17 protein-coding genes are annotated in these 19,715 nt (G+C 72.5%); 8 read left to right on the top strand and 9 right to left on the bottom strand.

Features of this window, described 5'->3' with window-relative positions:
• Positions 1–68: 68 nt before the first annotated feature.
• Together ACQF4J_RS25505 and ACQF4J_RS25500 are read left to right on the top strand one after the other, a co-directional pair.
• Positions 69–335, top strand: a complete 267-nt coding sequence (locus ACQF4J_RS25505; protein WP_351560750.1) for a DUF2530 domain-containing protein — start codon at positions 69–71, stop codon at positions 333–335.
• A gap of 95 nt (positions 336–430) precedes the next feature.
• Positions 431–2,821, top strand: a complete 2,391-nt coding sequence (locus tag ACQF4J_RS25500) for an HAD-IC family P-type ATPase (RefSeq protein WP_427166856.1) — start codon at positions 431–433, stop codon at positions 2,819–2,821.
• 15 nt (positions 2,822–2,836) lie between these two features.
• On the opposite strand, the gene ACQF4J_RS25495 is transcribed toward ACQF4J_RS25500, so the two are convergent.
• From ACQF4J_RS25495 to ACQF4J_RS25475, 5 genes are all read right to left on the bottom strand, one after another.
• Positions 2,837–3,709, bottom strand: a complete 873-nt coding sequence (locus ACQF4J_RS25495; protein WP_351560746.1) for a hypothetical protein — start codon at positions 3,707–3,709, stop codon at positions 2,837–2,839.
• A 185-nt stretch (positions 3,710–3,894) separates the two neighbouring features.
• Positions 3,895–4,830 carry a hypothetical protein gene (locus ACQF4J_RS25490; RefSeq protein ID WP_351560744.1) on the bottom strand — a complete coding sequence of 312 codons (936 nt, stop codon included), beginning with the start codon at positions 4,828–4,830 and terminating at the stop codon, positions 3,895–3,897.
• A gap of 49 nt (positions 4,831–4,879) precedes the next feature.
• Positions 4,880–5,659 carry a calcium-binding protein gene (locus tag ACQF4J_RS25485; protein WP_351560742.1) on the bottom strand — a complete coding sequence of 260 codons (780 nt, stop codon included), beginning with the start codon at positions 5,657–5,659 and terminating at the stop codon, positions 4,880–4,882.
• Positions 5,660–5,845: 186 nt separating this feature from the next.
• Positions 5,846–8,995, bottom strand: a complete 3,150-nt coding sequence (locus ACQF4J_RS25480; RefSeq protein ID WP_351799051.1) for a sacsin N-terminal ATP-binding-like domain-containing protein — start codon at positions 8,993–8,995, stop codon at positions 5,846–5,848.
• Positions 8,996–9,095: 100 nt separating this feature from the next.
• The gene (locus ACQF4J_RS25475) at positions 9,096–10,022 is read right to left on the bottom strand and encodes a DUF3027 domain-containing protein (RefSeq protein ID WP_351560738.1); all 927 of its coding nucleotides are present in this window, start codon (positions 10,020–10,022) and stop codon (positions 9,096–9,098) included.
• A 334-nt stretch (positions 10,023–10,356) separates the two neighbouring features.
• On the opposite strand from ACQF4J_RS25475, the gene ACQF4J_RS25470 reads away from it, so the two are divergent.
• From ACQF4J_RS25470 to ACQF4J_RS25455, 4 genes are all read left to right on the top strand, one after another.
• A complete protein-coding gene (locus ACQF4J_RS25470; RefSeq protein WP_351560736.1) occupies positions 10,357–11,781 on the top strand; it encodes an MFS transporter in 1,425 nt (474 codons plus the stop codon).
• Between the two features lie 61 nt (positions 11,782–11,842).
• Positions 11,843–12,355, top strand: coding sequence for a DUF2771 domain-containing protein (locus ACQF4J_RS25465; RefSeq protein ID WP_351560734.1), 513 nt, complete (start codon positions 11,843–11,845; stop codon positions 12,353–12,355).
• Complete coding sequence (locus ACQF4J_RS25460) at positions 12,325–13,026, top strand: futalosine hydrolase (RefSeq protein WP_351560726.1); 702 nt, start codon at positions 12,325–12,327, stop codon at positions 13,024–13,026. The genes ACQF4J_RS25465 and ACQF4J_RS25460 overlap by 31 nt, the downstream gene beginning before the upstream one ends.
• Positions 13,016–13,897 carry a 1,4-dihydroxy-6-naphthoate synthase gene (locus ACQF4J_RS25455; protein WP_351560724.1) on the top strand — a complete coding sequence of 294 codons (882 nt, stop codon included), beginning with the start codon at positions 13,016–13,018 and terminating at the stop codon, positions 13,895–13,897. Before ACQF4J_RS25460 ends, ACQF4J_RS25455 begins: the two co-directional genes overlap by 11 nt.
• Before the next feature lie 47 nt (positions 13,898–13,944).
• Here the strand turns inward: ACQF4J_RS25455 and ACQF4J_RS25450 are convergent, their stop codons facing one another.
• On the bottom strand, positions 13,945–14,493 hold the full coding sequence (locus ACQF4J_RS25450; RefSeq protein ID WP_351560722.1) for a hypothetical protein: 549 nt from the start codon (positions 14,491–14,493) through the stop codon (positions 13,945–13,947).
• Between the two features lie 18 nt (positions 14,494–14,511).
• Positions 14,512–14,895: a cold-shock protein gene (locus ACQF4J_RS25445; RefSeq protein ID WP_058924654.1), complete on the bottom strand. Its 384-nt coding sequence runs from the start codon at positions 14,893–14,895 to the stop codon at positions 14,512–14,514.
• A 164-nt stretch (positions 14,896–15,059) separates the two neighbouring features.
• Between ACQF4J_RS25445 and ACQF4J_RS25440 the strand changes: the two genes are divergently transcribed.
• Positions 15,060–15,308 carry a hypothetical protein gene (locus tag ACQF4J_RS25440; protein ID WP_058924653.1) on the top strand — a complete coding sequence of 83 codons (249 nt, stop codon included), beginning with the start codon at positions 15,060–15,062 and terminating at the stop codon, positions 15,306–15,308.
• On the opposite strand, the gene ACQF4J_RS25435 is transcribed toward ACQF4J_RS25440, so the two are convergent.
• Together ACQF4J_RS25435 and ACQF4J_RS25430 are read right to left on the bottom strand one after the other, a co-directional pair.
• Positions 15,287–15,937 carry an HAD family hydrolase gene (locus ACQF4J_RS25435; protein ID WP_427166855.1) on the bottom strand — a complete coding sequence of 217 codons (651 nt, stop codon included), beginning with the start codon at positions 15,935–15,937 and terminating at the stop codon, positions 15,287–15,289. The two genes, ACQF4J_RS25440 and ACQF4J_RS25435, sit on opposite strands and share 22 nt — an antisense overlap.
• 75 nt (positions 15,938–16,012) lie before the next feature.
• Entirely contained in the window at positions 16,013–17,023 is a 1,011-nt protein-coding gene (locus tag ACQF4J_RS25430; protein ID WP_427166854.1) for a hypothetical protein, read from the bottom strand.
• A gap of 133 nt (positions 17,024–17,156) precedes the next feature.
• On the opposite strand from ACQF4J_RS25430, the gene ACQF4J_RS25425 reads away from it, so the two are divergent.
• Positions 17,157–19,664 carry a helicase C-terminal domain-containing protein gene (locus ACQF4J_RS25425; protein WP_351560716.1) on the top strand — a complete coding sequence of 836 codons (2,508 nt, stop codon included), beginning with the start codon at positions 17,157–17,159 and terminating at the stop codon, positions 19,662–19,664.
• The last annotated feature ends 51 nt before the right edge of the window (positions 19,665–19,715 follow it).

Raw genomic sequence — 19,715 nt, 5'->3', positions numbered from 1 at the left:
TAACGCTATCTCCGCGCGTAGACCCGGGTCCGGCCCGCCTGCCTCCCTCCGCCTCGTAAGCTGTGCCCATGGCGAAGTGGACCCCCAAGCACGAGGCGCCGGAGCCCCTGGAGGGGCCCGTCGTACCGGTCATCACCGGCGGCACGATCCTCTGGTTCGTCCTCTTCCTCGTCCAGCTCCCCTTCTACGGCTGGTTCGACGACCACGGGCACACCTGGTGGCTGTGGACGTGTCTGGCCGGGGGCGTGCTCGGCCTGTACGGCGTCTACTTCGTCAGGAGGCGGGACGCGGCGATCAAGCGGTCGGCCGCCGCGGAGCCCGAAGCGGCCGAGTAGGCCGTACAACCACCGCACGAGTTCGCTCCTCCCCAGGTCGGATCTTCCGCGCACTCGGCGGGTGAAGCCGTAAGTCCGCACGTACCGTCGAATGCATGACCCACATCGACGCGGGCGCCGAACTCGACCCCGTGCACCCGCCCGGCACGGCGGCGGCACGCGGCCTGACCGCGGCAGAGGTCGCCGAGCGGGTGTCCCGGGGGCAGGTCAACGACGTACCGGTGCGCAGCAGCCGGTCGATCGGCGAGATCGTCCGGGCGAACGTGTTCACCCGGTTCAACGCGATCATCGGCGTGCTCTGGCTGATCATGCTGTTCGTCGCGCCGTTCCAGGACAGCCTGTTCGGCTACGTGATCCTCGCCAACACCGGCATCGGGATCATCCAGGAGTGGCGCGCGAAACGGACCCTCGACTCGCTCGCCGTGATCGGGGAGGCCAGACCCACGGTGCGGCGGGACGGGGTCGCCACCCGGGTCGGCACCTCGGAGATCGTGCTGGACGACGTCATCGAGATCGGGCCCGGCGACAAGGCCGTCGTCGACGGGGTGTGCGTCGAGGCCGACGGGCTGGAGATCGACGAGTCGCTGCTGACCGGCGAGGCCGACCCGGTGGTCAAACGGCCCGGGGACCAGCTGATGTCGGGCAGCTTCGTGGTCGCCGGCGGCGGCGCGTTCCAGGCCACCAAGGTGGGCCGCGAGGCCTACGCCGCCCAACTGGCCGAGGAGGCCTCCCGCTTCACCCTCGTCCACTCCGAGCTGCGCACCGGCATCTCCACGATCCTGAAGTACGTCACGTGGATGATGATCCCGACCGCGATCGGCCTGGTCGTCAGCCAGCTCTTCGTCAAACAGCACGGGTTCAAGGACTCCATCGCCCGCACGGTCGGCGGGATCGTGCCCATGGTCCCGGAAGGGCTGGTGCTCCTCACCTCCGTCGCCTTCGCGATAGGCGTCATCCGGCTTGGCCGAAAACAGTGCCTCGTTCAGGAGCTTCCGGCCATCGAGGGCCTGGCCCGCATCGACACCGTCTGCCTCGACAAGACCGGCACCCTCACCGAGGGCGGCATGGACGTCACCGAGCTCAGGCCGCTGCAGGGCGCCGACGAGTCCTACGTCCGCAAGGTGCTCGGCGCGCTCGGCGAGTCCGACCCGCGCCCCAACGCCTCCCTTCAGGCCGTCATCGACGCCTACCCGGACGTCGACGACTGGCGCTGCACCGAGGCCCTGCCCTTCTCCTCCGCCCGCAAGTACAGCGGGGCCGCCTTCAGTGAGGGCAACGGCGAGTCCAGCACCTGGCTGCTGGGGGCGCCGGACGTCCTGCTCGCCGACGACGACCCGGCCCTCGCGGAGACCGAGCGCCTCAACGAACAGGGACTGCGCGTGCTGCTGCTGGCCCGCGCCCGGCGCGAGCTGGGCGATCCCGAGCCGGCCCGGGGCGCCCGCCCCACCGCCCTCGTCGTACTGGAGCAGCGGTTGCGGCCCGACGCGGCCGACACCCTGCGCTACTTCGCCGAGCAGGACGTCCAGGCCAAGGTCATCTCCGGCGACAACGCCGTCTCGGTGGGCGCGGTGGCGGCGAAACTCGGGCTCGCCGGCACCACGGTCGACGCCCGGGGGCTGCCGTCCGAGCGGGAGGAGATGGCGAAGTCCCTGGACGAGGGCACCGTCTTCGGGCGGGTCACCCCGCAGCAGAAGCGGGACATGGTGGGCGCGCTGCAGTCGCGCGGGCACGCCGTCGCCATGACCGGCGACGGCGTGAACGACGTACTGGCGCTGAAGGACGCCGACATCGGGGTGTCGATGGGGTCGGGGTCCGAGGCGACGCGGGCCGTGGCGCAGATCGTGCTGCTCGACAACAGCTTCGCGACCCTGCCCTCGGTGGTGGCGGAGGGCCGGCGGGTCATCGGCAACATCACGCGGGTGGCGTCCCTGTTCCTGGTGAAGACGGTCTACTCCGTGCTGCTGGCGCTCCTGGTGGTCTGCTGGCAGGTCGAGTACCCCTTCCTGCCCCGTCACCTGACGCTGCTGTCCACCCTGACCATCGGCATCCCGGCCTTCTTCCTCGCCCTGGCGCCCAACAAGGAGCGGGCGAAACCGCATTTCGTGCGGCGGGTGATGCGGTACTCGGTGCCGGGCGGGGTGGTGGCCGCGGTCGCGACCTTCGTGACGTATCTGATCGCCCGTCACCACTACACGGGTGCCGGCCAGTTGGACGCGGAGACCAGCGCGGCGACCCTCACGCTCTTCCTGATCTCCATGTGGGTCCTGGCGATCATCGCCCGTCCCTACACCTGGTGGCGGATCGCGCTGGTCGCCTCGATGGGCGTGGCGTTCCTCTTCGTGCTCGTCGTGCCGTCGCTGCAGCACTTCTTCGCGCTGAAGCTGGTCGGCGTGACGATGCCGTGGATCGCGGTCGGCATCGCGGCGGTGGCGGCGGTCGCCCTGGAGTTCCTGTGGAAGTGGGTCGACCGCCGCTTTCCCGCCTAGCGGGCGCGTGCCGGGTTACTTCACGTCGACGTAGTCACCGGTCGCCGAGACGGCCGGGGTGGTCGAGGTGCCCTCGAAACGGAAGCGCCAGTAGCCGTCCGCCTGCGCGGTGGCGGTGGCCTTCACGTTGCCGTACTTGTCCGAGTACACCGTCTTGACCGTGGTGTAGGTGCTCGTGCCGGCCTTGCGGAACTGCAGCTTCACCGGCTGGTTGGTGTAGCCGTGGTAGGCGTTGTCCTCCCAGTTGGCCCGGGAGAGCTTGCCGGTCGAGGTGATCGTCTTGCCCTTGTAGACCGGCTCCGGACCGGCGTTCACCGTCAGCTTGGAGTAGCGCTGGACCAGCGTGGAGCCGAGGTCGCCCTGCAGGGAGTAGTCGTTGGTGCTGTACTGCAGCGCGAGCGCGGCGGCCGACCACTTGCCCGCGTCGGCGTTCATCAGGTCGCCCTCGGACGGGTAGATGTCGATCTTGCCCGTGCAGGTGGCGGTGGTGTCGGTGACCGGGGTGCAGGTCGCCGGGTCCACGCCGCCGAGCATGTTGGTCGGGTTGTCGAGCGTGCCCTTGTAGATGAGCGGACCGCTGTCGAAGTCGTCCGACGAGAGGTCGTAGTTCGCGCCGTGGGTCAGCGTGTAGGTGACCGTGGTGCTGACGTGGTTCGTCGTGCCGACCTTGACCGAGGAGGCGATCTTGAGGTCGGAGAAGGTGACGCCGAGGTCGGCCGCCGTGGTGGCGGTGGTGGCGCCGAACGTGGTCCTGCCGTGCGCGGCGAGGATCTTCGCGGCCTCCGCCTTGTACGAGGTGGCGGAGTCGGCGGCCTGCGAGGCCGGCGCGGCGAAGGCGGTGAGGGCCAGGGCGCCGGAGACGGCGGCCACAGTGGCACGTATACGCATGTGTTCCCCAGTTGGAGAAAAGTGATCGTGGAGCCTGTTGGCTCACGGGATCAGATCCGTGACGGATGTGGAGGGTTGTACGAATGGGGCGGATCTTTGTCCGGGGATTGCGAACTCATTGCGAATCCCGGACGAAATCCGCCCCAACACGCCTGCTCCGTGCCTGCTCCGTGCCTACTTCGCGCCTACTTCACGTCGACGTAGTCACCGGTGGCGTTGACCGCCGGGGTGGTCGAGGTGCCCGCGAAGGAGTACCGGAAGTAGCCGTCGACCGTGGCCTTCGTCGTCGTCTTCAGGTTGCCCGTCGAGTCCGACGTGATGGTCTTCAGCGTCGTGTAGGTGCTGGAGCCCTTCTTGCGGAACTGCAGCTTCACCGACTGGCCGGTGTAGCCGTGGTACTTGAAGTCGTCCCAGTTGGCGCGGGACAGCTTGCCGGTGACCGTGACGGTCTTGCCCTTCGTCACCGGCTCCGGCGAGGCGTTGACCGTCAGCTTCGAGAAGCGCTGCAGCTTGGTGGTGCCGAGGTTGTCCTGGGAGGCGAAGCCGACCTTGCTGTAGTCGATGCTGTCGGACGTCGGGTCCTGGTCGTTCCAGTCGATGGCGTAGCCGTCGGCCTTCCAGGTGGTGGCGTCGGCGTTGCCCAGCAGGTCGATGTCCGGGTAGACGTCGACGGTGCCCTTGCAGCTGGCCGTGGTCGCCGAGGTGTCGGTGCAGGTCGGCCAGTCGTCGCCGAAGAGCAGGTTGTCCGGGTCGTCGTAGGAGCCGCGGTAGATCTCCACGTCCAGCCAGACGGCGGGGTCGTTGACGTCGAAGCCGGCGTCGTGGGTGACGGTGTACGTCACCGGGACGGAGACCTTGTTCGCGACGCCCACGACGATCGGCTTGCCGCTGTTGATCTTCACGTTGGAGAACGTGAGGTTGATCGCGTACGGGGTGCCGGAGTCGGCGGTGGCCGAGGTGAAGGCCGACTTGGTGTGCGCGGCCTGCTTGACGGCCTGCGTGGCCCGCGCGATGTCGTCCTTGCCGAGCGAGGGGCCGTCGGCGGCCTGCGCGGCGGGCACGACGAGAGCGGCCAGGGCCAGGGCGCCGGAGACGGCGGCCACGGTGGTGCGAATACGCATATGAGTCCTCGGATGAAAAGGAGGGGGTGTTGCAGGCGGGTGACGCCGCTTACCGCACGTCGACGTAGTCACCGGAGGCGCTGACCGCCGGGGTGGTCGAGGTGCCCGCGAAGGAGTACCGGAAGTAGCCGTCGGCCGTGGCCTTCGTCGTGGTCTTCAGGTTGCCCGTCGAGTTCGACGTGATGGTCTTCAGCGTCGTGTAGGTGCTGGAGCCGTTCTTGCGGAACTGCAGCTTCACCGGCTGGGCGGAGTAGCCGGCGTAGGCGCCGGTCTCCCAGTTGGCGCGGGACAGCTTGCCGGTGACCGTGATGGTCTTGCCCTTGGTCACCGGCTCAGGCGAGGCGTTGACCGTCAGCTTCGAGGCGCGCTGCACCGAGAAGCTCTTGGCGTTGTCCTTCTGGACGTAGTCGGCGTCCTTGCCCGTGGCGATCGCCCAGACCTTCCAGCTGCCGGCCACCTTGTTGATCAGGTTGTAGCCGGGCTCCATGTCGAAGGTCGACTTGCACGTCGAGGTGGTGGCGTTGACGGCGGTGCAGGTGGCGCGGTGGTCGCTGCTGTTGGCGACGGCGCCGCTGTCGGACGAGTCGATGTTCGCCCCGTGGTACAGGATGGCCTGCGCCCAGTCGACGCCGGAGGCGTCCTTGACCGTGAAGCTGACAGTGATCGTCTTCGTCGCGGTCGGTCCGACGACCACCGCCTTGCCGCCGTTCACGACGACGTTCGAGATGCTGGTGTCGCCCTCGACCTCGTCGGCGTGCGCCGCGGGCACGGCGAGGGCGGTGATGGCCAGGGCGCCGGAGAGGGCGGCCACGGTGGCACGAATACGCATGTGTTCCCCACGTGGAGTGGGACCCCGGACGGTGGTCGTCCCCCGGCCGGCCGGGGCCCAAGTGATCAGGGAGTCTGTTGACTCGCGTGATCAGATCCACGAGAGAAGGGAATGGTTGTACGGGAGTAAAAAATTCGTGCGGAAAATCTTGAGATCATGGACGTCCGGTTATGACGAGGGGGCCCGTCAGTCGAACCAGCGGTCCCGGGCCAGTTCCTCCGTGCGGGACGGGTCCTCCAGCAGGGCCGCCACCTCAAAGCGCCGCGGCCACTGGCCGGCCGCCCAGGCGAGGCCCGCGGCGACACCCTCCAGGGTGGCCGCGTGCAGGACGCCGTCGCCGGTCAGACGCCAGTCCAACGCCACGCCGTCCACCACGAGTTCGTCGTGTTCGACGTACGTCGACGGAGTGCGGGCACCCAGCAGCACCCGCACCGACTCCGGTACGTCGTGCTCGGCGCCCTCGGAGTCCACCACTCCCGTCACCGACTCGCTCAGCCGCCGCACCTGGAACAACTCCGCCAGCTCGGCCGCCCGCGCGGGCCGCACCGGCAGCAACGCGACGCCCTCGGTGAAGGGCAGCAGGTCGGGAGAGTCGCAGACCACCGCGTCGGCCGCGTCCACGACCTCGACCCGGCCGTCGACGACGGCCCGCAGCTCGTCGGGCAGGGTCACCTGCTCGGGATCCAGGTCGGCCAACGCGCCGTAGAGGGCGTGCAGTTGGGAGCCGGTGACCTGCCGGTCGGGGTCGGCGAGGCGGTCGAGCAGTTCGGCGGCGCCGCCCGGCTCGTCGAGCAGCGCGGCGACCGACGTCCGTACGCCCAGCGCCCGCAGCACCTGCTCGTCGTCGAAGCCGGTCGCGTCGGCCTCGTCGTACAGGCCGCGCAGCAGCGGGTCGCCGCCGGAGGCCAGCAGGCCGGCGGGGCGGCGGCCGTCGAGGACCGGGTGCCCGCGCAGCCACCACGCCGTGTACGGCCGTACGACCTCGTGCGTGCCGTCGGGCAGCAGGATCCGCACGGGCTGGGTGAGCGCGTCCCGCAGCGGGGGCCGGGCCAGCAGGGACAGCGCCTGCGGCCACTTGTCGTCGTCCACCAGGTCCAGGTCGCGTACGGCGACCAGCTCGGTGGCGACCGGCGGTACCGGTGAGTCCGGGAAGCGGTCGAGGACGTCCTCGCTCCACACGTCCACGGCGTCGAGCAGACCGGCGTCGTCGGGTTCGGCGAAGTCGCCGTCACGCGGCTCCAGTTCGTCCGGGTCGAGGACGACGTCCGTGGCCCGCACCAGCGCGAAGTTGGCGAGCACACCGCAGGCGGCCAGCGGCTGTTCGCCCCACCGCTCCGCCAACTCCGCTTCCACGCAGGCCAGTTCGCCTTCGCGCATGACCTGGTGGAAGGGGCTGCCGGGCAGCACGAGCTCGCCCGCGGGCGCGAGCTCCCCGTCCTCGTCGGGGAGGGCCAGCGCGCCCAGCCAGGGCTCGTCGCCCGGCTCCAGCCCGGCGTCCCGTACGAGGGCGAGGACGGTGTCGGCCAGCTCCTCCGCGTCCGGCGCGTCCTGCTCCCAGTCGATGCCGCCGTCGTCGTCGAGGGAGGCGGCGACCGCGGCACGGACCTGCGGGGTGGTCAGGACGGCGCGTGCCGTCGCGGGGAGGGCGCCGAGCTTCTCCAGCAGGGGGTGGGCGGCGTCCGGGTGGGCGACCTTCAGGCCGAGGCGGGCGAGGACCTCCGGGGCGATGCCGGCGGCGTCCGGGGTGGGCAGCAGGACCTGCCGGGGGCCGATGGTGGTCCGGCCTCCCCCGGTGCCAAAGGCCTGGGAGGTGCCCCCAGCGAGCGGCACCGGCAGTCCGGAGAGCCGGTCGGGGTCGACGCCGGCGAGGCTGTCGTAGAGCCGCCGCCACCAGCCGGGCTCCCTCTCCAGCCCGGCCAGGCGGTCCACGGCGTCCGTCAGCGGCACCCGGGCCACGCCCAGCGTCCGCAGCTCCACGCGCCGTTCCAGCCCGGCGGGCAGCAGGGTCGGGAGCACCTCGGCGAGCACCCGGACCGTGTCGGCACCGGCGCCCTCGACGACCTCGGCGTCGCGGGGCCGCAGGGACTCCGGCATGTCGGGGTCATCGCCGGTGGGTTCGAGGGCGGGAGGCAGGAAGGAGGTGCGCGGCAGCCGCTCCAGGATCGCCGCGCGCAGGGCACCGTCCAGCTCCCCCTTGCCCAGCGGGCCGGGGACGAGCCCGATGATGCCCTCTCCCACGGGCCGCCAGTCGGCGAGCAGTTCGGTGTACGCGTCGGCGGCGCGCTGCACGAGGAAGTCGGTGAGCGGGCCGGGGGCGGCGTGGCGGCGGGTGGTGTCCAGCGGGAAGGACGCGATGAGCAGCGCGGGCACCCCCAGCGGCTCGTCGCTCGGCGTCGGGGCGTGCAGGACGGCGCTGGTGCGCGGGCGGACCGGGCCGCCGTCGGTGTCGGCGGGCACGGCCCAGGTCACGGACCAGTGGGGGCGAAGGCGTTCCTCCACCGGGCGGTCGGCGAGGAGGTCCGGGGTGAGGGGGCCGTGGGCGGACGAGGTGCGCCAGCGGGTGGTGCCGTCGCGTGAGTCCTCCACGACCGTGAAGGGGCCGTCGGCGGTGCGGCGGAGGGTGCGGACGGTGTCCGTCTCCACCACCACCTCGGCCAGGCCGGGCAGGGCGAGCAGAAGGGCGTCGTCGACGGCGTTCAGCAGCCGTTCGGCGAGGTCGGCGGCGGCGGCGTCGCGCAGCGGGAGGATCACGGCGGTGTCGTACGGGTCCGGGGCGGTGCCCTCGGCGGCGAACGGCAGCCGCAGCAGCGGCACATGCCCGTCCCGGCGGCGGATCTCGTCGCCGAGCCCGGGGCTGTGCCGGGCGGTGTCGGCGGCCAGCTCGCGGGCCTCGGCGAGGGACCAGCGCACGCCGCCGTGCCGGCCGACCACGGCGGGCTCGTCGGTGACGGCGAGCACGGCCGCGAAGCCGACGCCGAACCGTCCGACCGCGCCCTCGCCGGTGTCCCGCTTGGCGGAGGCGCGCAGGGTGGCCAGCGACTCGACGCCGGTCGCGTCCAGCGGGGCGCCGGTGTTGGCGGCGACGAGGACGCCCTCGCGGAGGGTGAGACGCAGCCGCCCGGGCACTCCCGCCCTGGCCGCGGCGTCGGCGGCGTTCTGGGCGAGCTCGACGACGAGCCGGTCCCGGTACCCGCCGAGGACCAGGTCCTCCTCGGCGTTGGCGTCCTCGCGGAAGCGGGCGGGGCTGGTGGCCCAGGCATCGAGGACGCCTCGCCTGAGACGGGCGGTCCCGAAGGGGTCCGCGCCCTCGGCGGCGGGCCGCACGAACTTGCTCACGTTCACTCTCCTCGTCGACGTGAGCACGAAGGTACCGCCGCACGAGGCACAACACGTCCAGGGGCCGCTCGATGCAACGGACCGACCGCCACGTGGTTGGTTACGAGTGACCCAGTTCCGCGGTGTCCTCGTCCGGGAGGAGCGATACCGAGCCCGAGTCCGCGGACGGGCGAAGCGGGAAGGGGTCGACCCTGGTCTCGTCGATCACCGGCGGGGGCGGGACCGGTGGCTTGGGCATGACCGCCGCCTCCGAGTGGCCGCCGCAGCCGTAGGCGAGGGAGACCACACGGCCGTCGGCCGGGGAGAACTCGTTCGCGCACACGCCGAAGGCCTGGCCGAGCGAGCCGCCGATCGGCTGGAGGAAGCCGCAGCTGACGCAGGCCGCGGGGGCCGCCTGGGCCATCGGCGTCTTCGCGCCGTACGCCTCCTCCCAGCGGTCCGCGGCGATGTGCAGGCCGTAGCGCGACAGGACCCGGGCCCGCCGCATGCCCAGTTCCTCCGCCACCGACGCGATCGTGCCGCGGGACGGGACGACGTGAAGGTTCGCCGGGGTGCCCCCGGTGACCTCCGCGTCCTCCGCCTCCACCAGTTCCGCCATCTCCTCGGAGACCGGGGAGGCCGGCGGCGGCTCGTCCTCGCCGGAGTAGCCGGGCTCCAGGCGCAGGTCCTCGGCGTCGGTGGGCAACAGGTCGCCGGGCCCCATGTCGCCCGGGCGCAGACGCTCGCTCCACGGCACCCACTCCGGGGCGAGCAGCGCGTCGGGGCCGGGGAGGAGGACCACCTCGTCCAGGGTCACGATCTTCGCGCGGGACGCGCGCGCCACCGTCACCGCCCAGCGCCAGCCGCGGTACCCGAGCTCCTTGCACTCGAAGAAGTGCGTGACGACACGGTCGCCCTCGGAGACCAGTCCGGCGTGCTCACCCACCACGCCGGGAGCGGCGGCCTCCTCGGCTGCGGCGCGGGCGAGGTCGACGGCCTCGGCGCACAGGCGGTCGGGGGTGCGGCTTCGCGTTGTCGCTGCGCTCACAGGTATCGCTTCTCTCCTACGCCGTCACTCGGGTGCGCCGGCCTGAAGGCGGCGGGAGCGGACGGAGCGGACCGAAGGACCGCGTCGACGTCCACGCCCGATCGCGCTCGGGCGCACCTCATGCATCCATTCTGCGGGATGTCCGTGAGGCGCGCGGCCGAGAACGTTCGCCACGGCGCGCTACGCACGCTACCTTCTCGCGACCTCCTGGCCTACACCGACGGGACGTTTGGCCCCGTCCACTCGTCCCGCGATGGTCCCGCGAGGCACCAAGTACACGGCCATACGCGCGGTAACCGCACTACACACGGCTTTCTCGGGGCACTATGACGGAGTGGCAGCCGCAAGGACGCCCCAAGGAGCCACCGGGGTCGGTGGGATCAAGGGCAGCAGTCGTGGTGGCGGTTCGGGCCGGTTCGGCGGGTCCGTCCGCGCCGTCGGGCGTGCGCTGCACTTTCCCGTGACCGGAACCGCCCGGGGAATCAGGAAGGCCACCCACGCGCACGGGGCGGGCGAGTCGGGTCTCGGCAAGCTGATCGAACTGCACGCCGTGAACGGCGCCGGCGATCTCATGATCACCATCGCGCTGGCCTCCACCGTGTTCTTCTCCGTGCCGACGGACGAGGCACGCGGGCGCGTCGCGCTCTACCTCGCCATCACGATGGCGCCGTTCACCGTCCTCGCCCCCGTCATCGGACCGCTCCTGGACCGGCTCCCGCACGGCCGCCGCGCCGCGATGGCCGCCTCCATGCTCGCCCGCGCCCTGCTCGCGCTGATCATCGCCAGTGCCGTCTCCACGGGCAGCCTGCAGCTGTATCCGGCGGCGCTGGGCGTGCTGGTCGCGTCGAAGGCGTACGGCGTGGTGAGAAGTGCCGTCGTGCCCCGGCTGCTTCCGCCCCGCTTCTCCCTGGTGAAGGCCAACTCCCGGGTCACCCTCGGCGGTCTTCTCGCCACCGGCGTGGCCGCCCCCATCGGCGCCGGGCTGCATGCCATCGGACCGCGCTGGCCGCTCTACGGCGCCTTCGTGCTCTACATCTGGGGCATGTTCCTGTCCTTCACCCTGGCCCCGAAGGTCGACTCGGCCAAGGGCGAGGACATCGCGCTGCTCGCCGCGGACGAGGCCCACCTGCACGGCCTGCACCGGCAGCCCGTCAAGCGGCCCGGTCTGCGGACCGTCGGCCTCGCGGTCACCCACGCGCTCGGCGCCAACGCCGCCCTGCGCTGGCTTTCCGGCTTCCTGACCTTCTTCCTCGCCTTCCTGCTGCGCGAGCACCCGCTGACGGGCTCCAGCGCGGCCGTGTCGCTGGGCATGGTGGCGGTCGCGGCCGGTGCGGGCAACGCACTCGGCACGGCGGTGGGGGCGTGGCTGCGGCAGCGGGCGCCGGAGATCATCATCGTCACCGTGCTGGCCGTGGTGCTGGGCGCGGCGATCGTCGCGGCGATCTTCTTCGGCGCGTTCCTCGTGGCGTGCCTCACGGCGACGACCGGCTTCTGCCTGGCGCTGGCCAAGCTGTCCCTGGACGCGCTGATCCAGCGGGACGTGCCGGAGCTGGTGCGCACCTCGGCGTTCGCGCGCTCGGAGACCATGCTGCAGATGGCCTGGGTGCTGGGCGGCGCGATCGGCATCGTGATGCCGCTCAACGGCACGGCGGGGTTGTGCCTGGCCGCCGCGGTCCTCGCCGCGGGCTGGCTGACGACGGTGCGCGGGCTGCTGAGCTCGGCCCGGCACGGGGGCGGGAGCAAGCCTCGCGTGGCGTAACACACAGGCACGTCGCACCCCAGGTAAGGAGAGCGTCAGGCGCTCCCTATAGCCTTCCGCCATGACCTCCATGCCACGCGGCGGAGCCGCACATGATCGCGCCGTTGTGCGACGCCGCCGTGCCGTCGCCGCCGCCGGCGCCGTTTCCGCCGGACTGCTCGTCCTGTCGGCCTGTGACAAGCCGACCCCGCTGTCGACGGTGACGGTCGGCCGTTCCTCGGTCAGCTCGGAGGCCACCTGCGGTGGCGAGAGCAAGAACCTGAACACCACGGACCTGGCGAAGTGCCTGAAGGACTCCGACATCAAGTCCATCAAGGTCGACCCCGACGAGACGGTCCGCTTCGGCGTCGACCCGAAGATCGCCGACAAGCGGTGGACGATCCTGATGAACGGTCAGCCGCTCACCGAGGACAGCGACAAGACCTACCGCACCATCCCGGGCAGCGTCTTCTTCAACCAGCAGTACGGCGCCACGGGCAACTCCACGCTCGTGTCCATCAAGGCCGGCGACGGCAAGAAGAACGGCACCGGCGTGACGGGCCTGTGGTCGTTCAAGCTGAAGAAGGACGACTGATCACGTCCTCGGTACGTGTCCTGGTCGCCACCGCCGTCCCCGCAGAACGGGACGCGGTGGCCAGGGCGTTCACCGGTGACGCGGTGACCGTGATCGCCGCCGGGGTGGGACCCGCCCTCGCGGCCGCCTCCACCGCGACCGCCCTCACCACCGCCGCCCTCGAAGGCGCCCCCTACGGCCTGGTCGTCTCGGCCGGCATCGCCGGCGGCTTCCCGCCCGAGGCGCCCGTCGGCTCGCTCGTCGTCGCCGACGAGATCACCGTGGCCGACCTCGGGGCGGAGACCGCCGACGGGTTCGTGCCCGTGACGGAGCTCGGCTTCGGGACCGTCACCCACCGTCCGCCGGAAACACTCGTACGAGACATCGTGAGCGCGACCGGCGCACGCCCCGGCGCGGTGCTCACCGTCTCCACGGTCACCGGCACCGCCGAGCGCGCCGCCGAGCTGCGGGCCCGCCACCCCCGTGCCCTCGCCGAGGCCATGGAGGGTTTCGGGGTGGCCGAGGCGGCCGCCGCCCACCACGTGCCCGTGCTGGAGATCCGCGCGGTCTCCAACCCCGTCGGCCCGCGCGACCGTGCCGCCTGGCGCATCGGCGAGGCTCTCGCCGCCCTGACGACGGCCTTCGGGAAGCTCGCGCCCGTCCTGGAGAGTTGGAAACCGTATGACCAGTGAGCAGCCCCTGCGGATCGCGTACTCGCCCTGCCCCAACGACACCTTCGTCTTCGACGCCCTCGCCCACGGCCGCGTCCCCGGCGCCCCGGCCCTCGACGTGACCTTCGCCGACATCGACGTCACCAACGGCATGGCCGAGCGTGGCGAGTTCGACGTGCTGAAGGTGTCGTACGCGGTCCTGCCGTACGTCCTCGACGAGTACGCCCTGCTGCCGTGCGGCGGTGCGCTGGGGCGGGGCTGCGGGCCGCTGGTGCTGACGCGGGAGCCCGGGGCTGGGGGCACCTCCCACGCTTTCGGCAGTGGGGGACTGACCGGCCGCACGGTGGCGGTGCCGAGCGAGAGGTCGACGGCGTATCTGCTGTTCCGGCTGTGGGCTGCGGACACCCTGCCGGGCGGGGTCGGCGAGATCGTCGTCCTGCCCTTCCACGAGATCATGCCCGCCGTGCGGGACGGGAAGGTCGACGCCGGTCTCGTCATCCACGAGGCGCGCTTCACGTACCGGAACTACGGGCTGCACAAGCTCGCGGACATGGGCGAGCACTGGGAGGACACCACCGGGCTGCCGATCCCGCTGGGCGCGATCATCGCGAAGCGGTCGCTGGGCGCGCAGACGCTTCAGTCGCTGGCCGAGTCCATCCGTACGTCCGTACGGGCCGCCTGGGACGCGCCCGAGGTGTCCCGGCCGTATGTCATGGAGCACGCGCAGGAGATGGACCCGGCCGTCGCCGACCAGCACATCGGCCTGTACGTCAACGAGTTCACGGCCGAGCTGGGAGCGGACGGGTACGCGGCGGTACGGGGCCTGCTGACGCGGGCGGCGGCCGAGGGCCTGGTCCCGGCGCTGGGCCCGGAGGCACTGGCGTTCCCGTGACGTCGCCCACCGGGGTGCCACGGCCTGCCGTCAGGCGGCCGCGGGCCCTAGTCGCGCCCGCGCGGCGGCAGCCGTATATCGGACACAGCCCCGCGCCCGTTGAGAGCCTCCTGGTCACCGTCCGCGAGAGGAGTGCGCGGTGGCCAGTGGGCCAGGGAGAGCATGGAGAGGACCTTGCGGATGAGGAAGGCGGCCAGGGGGACCTCCACGACCACCGCGAGGGCCGCCGAGAGCCACACGTCCGGGGTGCCCAGGGCCAGCGACACGTCGAACCAGGCGTCGCACAGCAGCAGGGCCGCGGTCGCGGTGGCCGCCACGGCGACCGCGCGGTGGCGGCGCCAGCCGAGTACGGCGGTGGACGCCATCGCGAGCACCAGCAGGGCGTCGAAGCCGACCCAGGCCGTGCGCCACTGGCGGACCGTGTAGCCGCTGGGCAGCGTGAACCACAGCAGGATCGTCCACGGGACCAGGCCGACGGCGGACACGGTGAGCAGCTCCAGGGTCTGGCGGCGCTGCTTGCGGATGCGCTCCAGCAGCTCGGCGGACGGGGCCCCCGTGGTGGCCCCGGCGCCGGAGTCGGTCCGTGTCTCGCCCATGCCGGCCGGTCCGCGGTGTTACACGTCGAGCTGGTCGGCGACCGCGCGCAGCAGCCCGGCGATCTTCTTTCCTGCGGTCTTCTCGGGGTAGCGGCCCCGTTCGAGCATCGGCGTGATGTTCTCCAGAAGGGTCGTCAGGTCCTGGACGATGGAGGCCAGTTCGTCCGGCTTCTTGCGGGTGGCCGCCGCGACCGACGGGGTCGGATCCAGAACCGTCACCGAAAGGGCCTGGTCACCGCGCTGTCCGGCGACCACGCCGAACTCCACTCGCTGGCCGGGCTTGAGCGTCTCCACTCCGGCGGGAAGGACCGAGGAATGGACGAAGACGTCACCGCCGTCGTCACGGGAGAGAAAGCCGAAGCCCTTCTCGCTGTTGAACCACTTGACCTTGCCGGTAGGCACGTCTGTCCTCGTCCTCGTACTCGTCGGAAAACTGCTTCGGAAACGGCTCTTGATAGCACTCGGGCGGGTCGTCGCGGACCCGCCGGTACCAAGGCTAATGGTCTTCAGGCGGGTGACAAGACGTCGCAGGGTTGTTCCTTCGCGCTGGGAACTACCCTGGTCCGGTGCGTGACAAAACCCAAACGAATTCCGCCGCGCCCGGTGACCGACTGATCCGTGCCGGAGCCATCGTGTTCTTCATCGGTGCCGTGGCCACTCTGGTCACAGTGGCTCCGCTGCTCCTGCACGCGAAGCCATTTCCCACGTTCATGTTCGGACTGAGCATGCTCATGGGCGTCGGCTTCCTGATCGCCGCCGCCGGAGTGCTGCGTTCGATCGCGGCCGGGCGGCGTCAGGCGCGGGCGGGCCGATAGGAGTCGGACCGGTCGTATTCGGCCAGCCAGGCCGGGAATTCCAGCAGATCCCCGAGAACGACGTCCGCCCCGGCCGCCGTCAGTTCCTCCGCGCTGCACGGTCCGGTCGCCACGGCCACCGACAGCGCCTCGGCCGTGCGCGCCCCGCGCACATCGCCGGTGTGGTCGCCGACGTAGACCCCGGCGCCGTGCTCGCGCAGTGCCCGTGCCTTCCCCTCGGCCCACAGGTCACCGACCAGTTCGTCGGGCCGGATGCCGAGGTGTTCCAGGTGCAGCCTGGCGTTCGGCTCGTACTTGGCGGTGACGACTATCGCCCGTCCGCCGGCCGCCCGCACCGCGTCGATGGCCTCGCGCGCGCCGGCCATCGCGGGCGTCGCGGCGATCGCGATCGTCGGGTACATCGACCGGTACAGATCGGCCATCTCCTCGATGCGCTCCGCCGGGAACCAGTTGACCAGTTCCTCGGCCAGCGGTGGCCCGAGCCGGGTGACCGCGAGATCGGCGTCGATGTGCGTCCCCGTCCGCTCGGACAGCGCCCGGTAACAGGCGTGGATGCCGGGCCGGGAGTCGATGAGGGTCATGTCGAGGTCGAAGCCGACGGTGAGGGCGGGCTGGGTCGTGGTGGCCATATGGGCCATTGTGCCCGGCCCTTGCGGCGGTCGGGCGTCCGCCGGGTGCGACCTACACGTACATCGTCCGCGCGCCTACGCCTTGCGCTGCGAGCGCCATACGACATACAGCGCCGACAGCATCGCCGCGCCCCGCACCACCCACGGCCAGGTCTGGGAGATCGCGTCGTTCATGTGCCCCTGCGCGATGGGGTCGCCCCAGCGGCCGTCGTTGCGGCCCCACAGCCACACCACACCCGCCGTCACCGCAAGGCCCGGCATGCGGACGACCGCCCACTTGGACTCGTTCTGGGTCAGACGGCGGGAGGCGTAGGCGATGAGCCAGCCGAGCAGCAGGGCGAACCAGTTCCCGAGGACCGCGCCCGCGACGAGCAGCGCGGCGGCGATCAGCAGAAGGGGGTTGCTCCAGCGGCCGGAGGACAGCGGAAGGAGCCGGCGGCGGGCGGCGGCGGGCGCCCCGGCCCCGGGCACGGCGTCCGCCACGGCCTCCACGGTCTTCTCCGCCTGCTCCGCCTTCTCGGCCGCCGGCTCCCGCTCCTCCTGCGGGCGCGGGGCCCTGAGCAGGTCCGGGATCTCCACACCACCGGTGAAACCCGGGGGGAGGCTGTCGCCGAAGCGCGCGCTGTCCACCCGCCACCAGTCGGGCCGGGTCGCGCTGCCGCCGAGTTCGTGCGCTCCGGCGAGGTGCGGCGGGGACGGGGCGTCGGAGGGGGCGGACGGCTTGTCCAGGGGCACCGGTCCGCTCGGGCGGGGACGCGGCACGACCCGGCGCAGGCCCTTGCGCGGTTCCTCGCCCGCCGGTTCGTCGTCCCGCTGCACCGGCACGTGCGTGGGAGTGGCGGCGCCCGCTGCGGCGGGGCCGCCCCCGGCCGCCTCGACGACCTCGTCGGGGCTGCCGAGCCGGTTGATGATCCGGCGCACCGCGGCCGGGCTGTCGACGGTGGCCTTGGCGCGCCGCCGGTCGATCTCGTTGCGCAGCTCCGAGACCAGCCGCATCCGGGCGGCCGAGGGCAACTGCCGCTGCTGCGCCACGTCGCCGACGCGGCTCAGATACTCGTAGACGACCTTGTCGCTCTCGATACCCACGAAGTCCCCTCCGGGGCGGGTGCGTTGGATACCCCGTCGCAACGACGGTAGCGCAGGTGAACACCCCGTTCTCCGCCCGTCCGCCCCTTTCGTTGCGGAACGCCCTCATCTCGTACCCGCTAACGTGGGTCAGATGAGCACCCCTGGCCCACGTTCCCTCGCAGAGGCGCTCCGGCTCAGGGACGACGCCTCCCTGGCGGAGCTGCTGCGTGCCCGCCCCGATCTCATCACCCCCGTGCCCTCCGACCTCACCCAACTGGCCACCCGGGCCGGCACCCGGGCCTCGGTCGTGCGCGCCCTGGAACGGCTGGACCGGTTCGCGCTGCAGACGGCGCAGGCGCTGGCGGTCGCCGGGGACCCGGCGTCGTACGGGGAACTGCTCGGCCTGATGACCGGCGACCAGGGCGACCCGGCCGTCGCCGCGGCGCTCCCCCGCGCCCTGGGCGCCCTGCGCGCACAGGCCCTGGTGTGGGGCGACGACGAGCGGCTGCGGCTGGTACGGACGGCCCGCGAACTGCTCGCGCCCTCCGCGCAGCACCCCTCCCCGACGGGGCTCGGGCCCACGGTGCAGGAGGCCACGGCGGGCATGTCGCCGGGCCGCGTCCAGGAGATCGTGACGAAGGCGGGCCTGGCCACGACGCACGACTCGGTCTCCGCGGTCACCGCGCTGACCGGCCTGTTCACCGACCGCGCCCGCATGGCCGCCCTGCTCGCCGAGGCGCCCGCGGAGTCCCGGGAGGTGCTCGACCGGCTGGTGTGGGGGCCGCCGTACGGCCAGGTCACCGCGGACCCGGCGGCCAGACTGCGCTGGCTGCTGGACCGCGGGCTGCTGCTGCCCACCGCGCCCGGCACCGTCGTCCTGCCCCGCGAGGTGGCCCTGCATCTGCGCGCCGGCCGCGCGCACCGCGCGACCGAGCCGATGCCGCCGGCCGTGGAGCCCGCGGCCACCCACCGTCCACAGGTTGTGGACGCGACGGCGGCCGGGCAGGCGTACACCGCGCTGGCCACGGTCGAGGAGCTGGTGAAGGACTGGGACGAGGGCGGACCCGCGGTGCTGCGCGCGGGCGGCCTGAGCGTACGGGACCTCAAGCGCACCGCCGTCGCCCTGGACGTCGCCGAGCCCGTCGCCGCGTTCTGGGTCGAACTCGCCTACGCGGCCGGGCTGTTGGCGTCCGACGGGGAGGCCGACGAGCGGTTCGCCGCCACCCCGGCCCACGACGAGTGGCTTCAGCAGCCCGCCGACCTGCGCTGGACCCGGCTCGCGGAGGCCTGGCTGACGGCGACGCGGACGCCGGGACTGGTGGGCGGCCGGGACGCGAAGGACCGCACGCTGTCGGCGCTGGGCCCCGGCCTCGACCGGTCCGCCGCGCCGGAGGTACGCCACCGGGTGCTGACCCTGCTGGCCGGGCTGCCGGAGGGCGCGGCGCCGTCGCCGGAGTCGATGCTGGCCCGTCTGGCCTGGGAGCGCCCGCAGCGCCGCGAGGACGACCTGCGCGCCCGGCTCGCCCGCTGGACACTGTCGGAGGCGGAGCTGCTGGGAGTGACGGGGCGCGGAGCACTGTCGGCCCACGGCCGGGCCCTGCTGGGGGCGCCGGCACCCACCGCCGGGAAGGCGGCTCGGTCCGCCGGCCCCGGGGACAAGCTCCCCGTGCACCACACGCCGGTCGTCGTGGAGCCCCTCTCCCCCGCCGAGCAGGCCGTCGCCTCCGCGGCCGCCGCACGGCTGCTCGCCCCGCTGCTGCCCGAACCCCTCGACCACGTGCTGCTCCAGGCCGACCTCACGGCCGTGGCGCCCGGCCCGTTGCAGCGGCCGCTCGCCGACATGCTCGGGGTGCTCGCGGACGTCGAGTCGAAGGGCGGGGCGACCGTCTACCGGTTCACGCCCGGCTCCGTCCGGCGTGCCCTGGACGCCGGGCAGACCGCGGCCGACCTGCACGCCTTCCTCACCGCGCACTCGCGTACGCCGGTCCCCCAGCCGCTGGCGTACCTGATCGACGACGTGGCCCGTAAGCACGGGCACCTCAGGGTCGGCGCGGCCTCGGCGTACGTGCGCTGCGACGACGACTCCCTGCTCAACGAGATCATGGCCGACAAGCGGGCCGCCGGCCTGCGGCTGCGCCGCCTCGCGCCCACCGTGCTGGCCGCCCAGGCCGACCCGGCCGCCCTCCTGGACGGCCTGCGCGCGATGGGCTTCGCCCCGGCCGCCGAGTCCGCCGAGGGCGACGTCCTGATCACCCGCGCCGACGCCCACCGCACCCCGCCGCGCACGCCCCCCGAGCCGGTCCCCGACGGCCCACCGGCCCCGGACGCCACCCTTCTCGCGGCCGCGATCCGCGCCATCCGGGCCGGTGACCTGGCCGCCACCGCCCCGCGCAAGCCCACCGCCACCCCGCTCGCCGGCGGCGACCTGCCCCGCACCAGCTCCGCCGAGACCCTCGCCACCATGCAGGCCGCCGTACTGACCGGCGAGGCGCTGTGGATCGGCTACGTCAACGCCGAGGGCTCCGCCAGCCAGCGCGTCATCGCCCCCATCCGTGTGGAGGGCGGCTTCGTGACGGCGTACGACCACACCGCGGACGAGGTACGGACGTACCCGCTGCACCGGGTGACGGGGGTGGCCGAACTCGCCGACGAGGCGTGAACCCGACCTCCGCATGCCTCCGCGCGGCCCGGCACGGGCAGTCTCCTGACG

This window comes from Streptomyces sp. C1-1 (assembly GCF_050214755.1).
Classification (GTDB): Bacteria; Actinomycetota; Actinomycetes; order Streptomycetales; family Streptomycetaceae; genus Streptomyces.
The sequence above is the reverse complement of the archived record's forward strand: the minus strand, read 5'-3'. Positions and strand labels throughout refer to the sequence as shown.

Bases quoted from the DNA above. Each gene is read 5' to 3' on its own strand.
- ACQF4J_RS25465 (WP_351560734.1), top strand. From the start codon at position 11,843: ATGACCTCCATGCCACGCGGCGGAGCCGCACATGATCGCGCCGTTGTG.
- ACQF4J_RS25425 (WP_351560716.1), top strand. From the start codon at position 17,157: ATGAGCACCCCTGGCCCACGTTCCCTCGCAGAGGCGCTCCGGCTCAGG.
- ACQF4J_RS25435 (WP_427166855.1), bottom strand. From the start codon at position 15,937: ATGGCCACCACGACCCAGCCCGCCCTCACCGTCGGCTTCGACCTCGAC.
- ACQF4J_RS25490 (WP_351560744.1), bottom strand. From the start codon at position 4,830: ATGCGTATTCGCACCACCGTGGCCGCCGTCTCCGGCGCCCTGGCCCTG.
- ACQF4J_RS25450 (WP_351560722.1), bottom strand. From the start codon at position 14,493: ATGGGCGAGACACGGACCGACTCCGGCGCCGGGGCCACCACGGGGGCC.
- ACQF4J_RS25505 (WP_351560750.1), top strand. From the start codon at position 69: ATGGCGAAGTGGACCCCCAAGCACGAGGCGCCGGAGCCCCTGGAGGGG.
- ACQF4J_RS25500 (WP_427166856.1), top strand. From the start codon at position 431: ATGACCCACATCGACGCGGGCGCCGAACTCGACCCCGTGCACCCGCCC.
- ACQF4J_RS25495 (WP_351560746.1), bottom strand. From the start codon at position 3,709: ATGCGTATACGTGCCACTGTGGCCGCCGTCTCCGGCGCCCTGGCCCTC.
- ACQF4J_RS25485 (WP_351560742.1), bottom strand. From the start codon at position 5,659: ATGCGTATTCGTGCCACCGTGGCCGCCCTCTCCGGCGCCCTGGCCATC.
- ACQF4J_RS25455 (WP_351560724.1), top strand. From the start codon at position 13,016: ATGACCAGTGAGCAGCCCCTGCGGATCGCGTACTCGCCCTGCCCCAAC.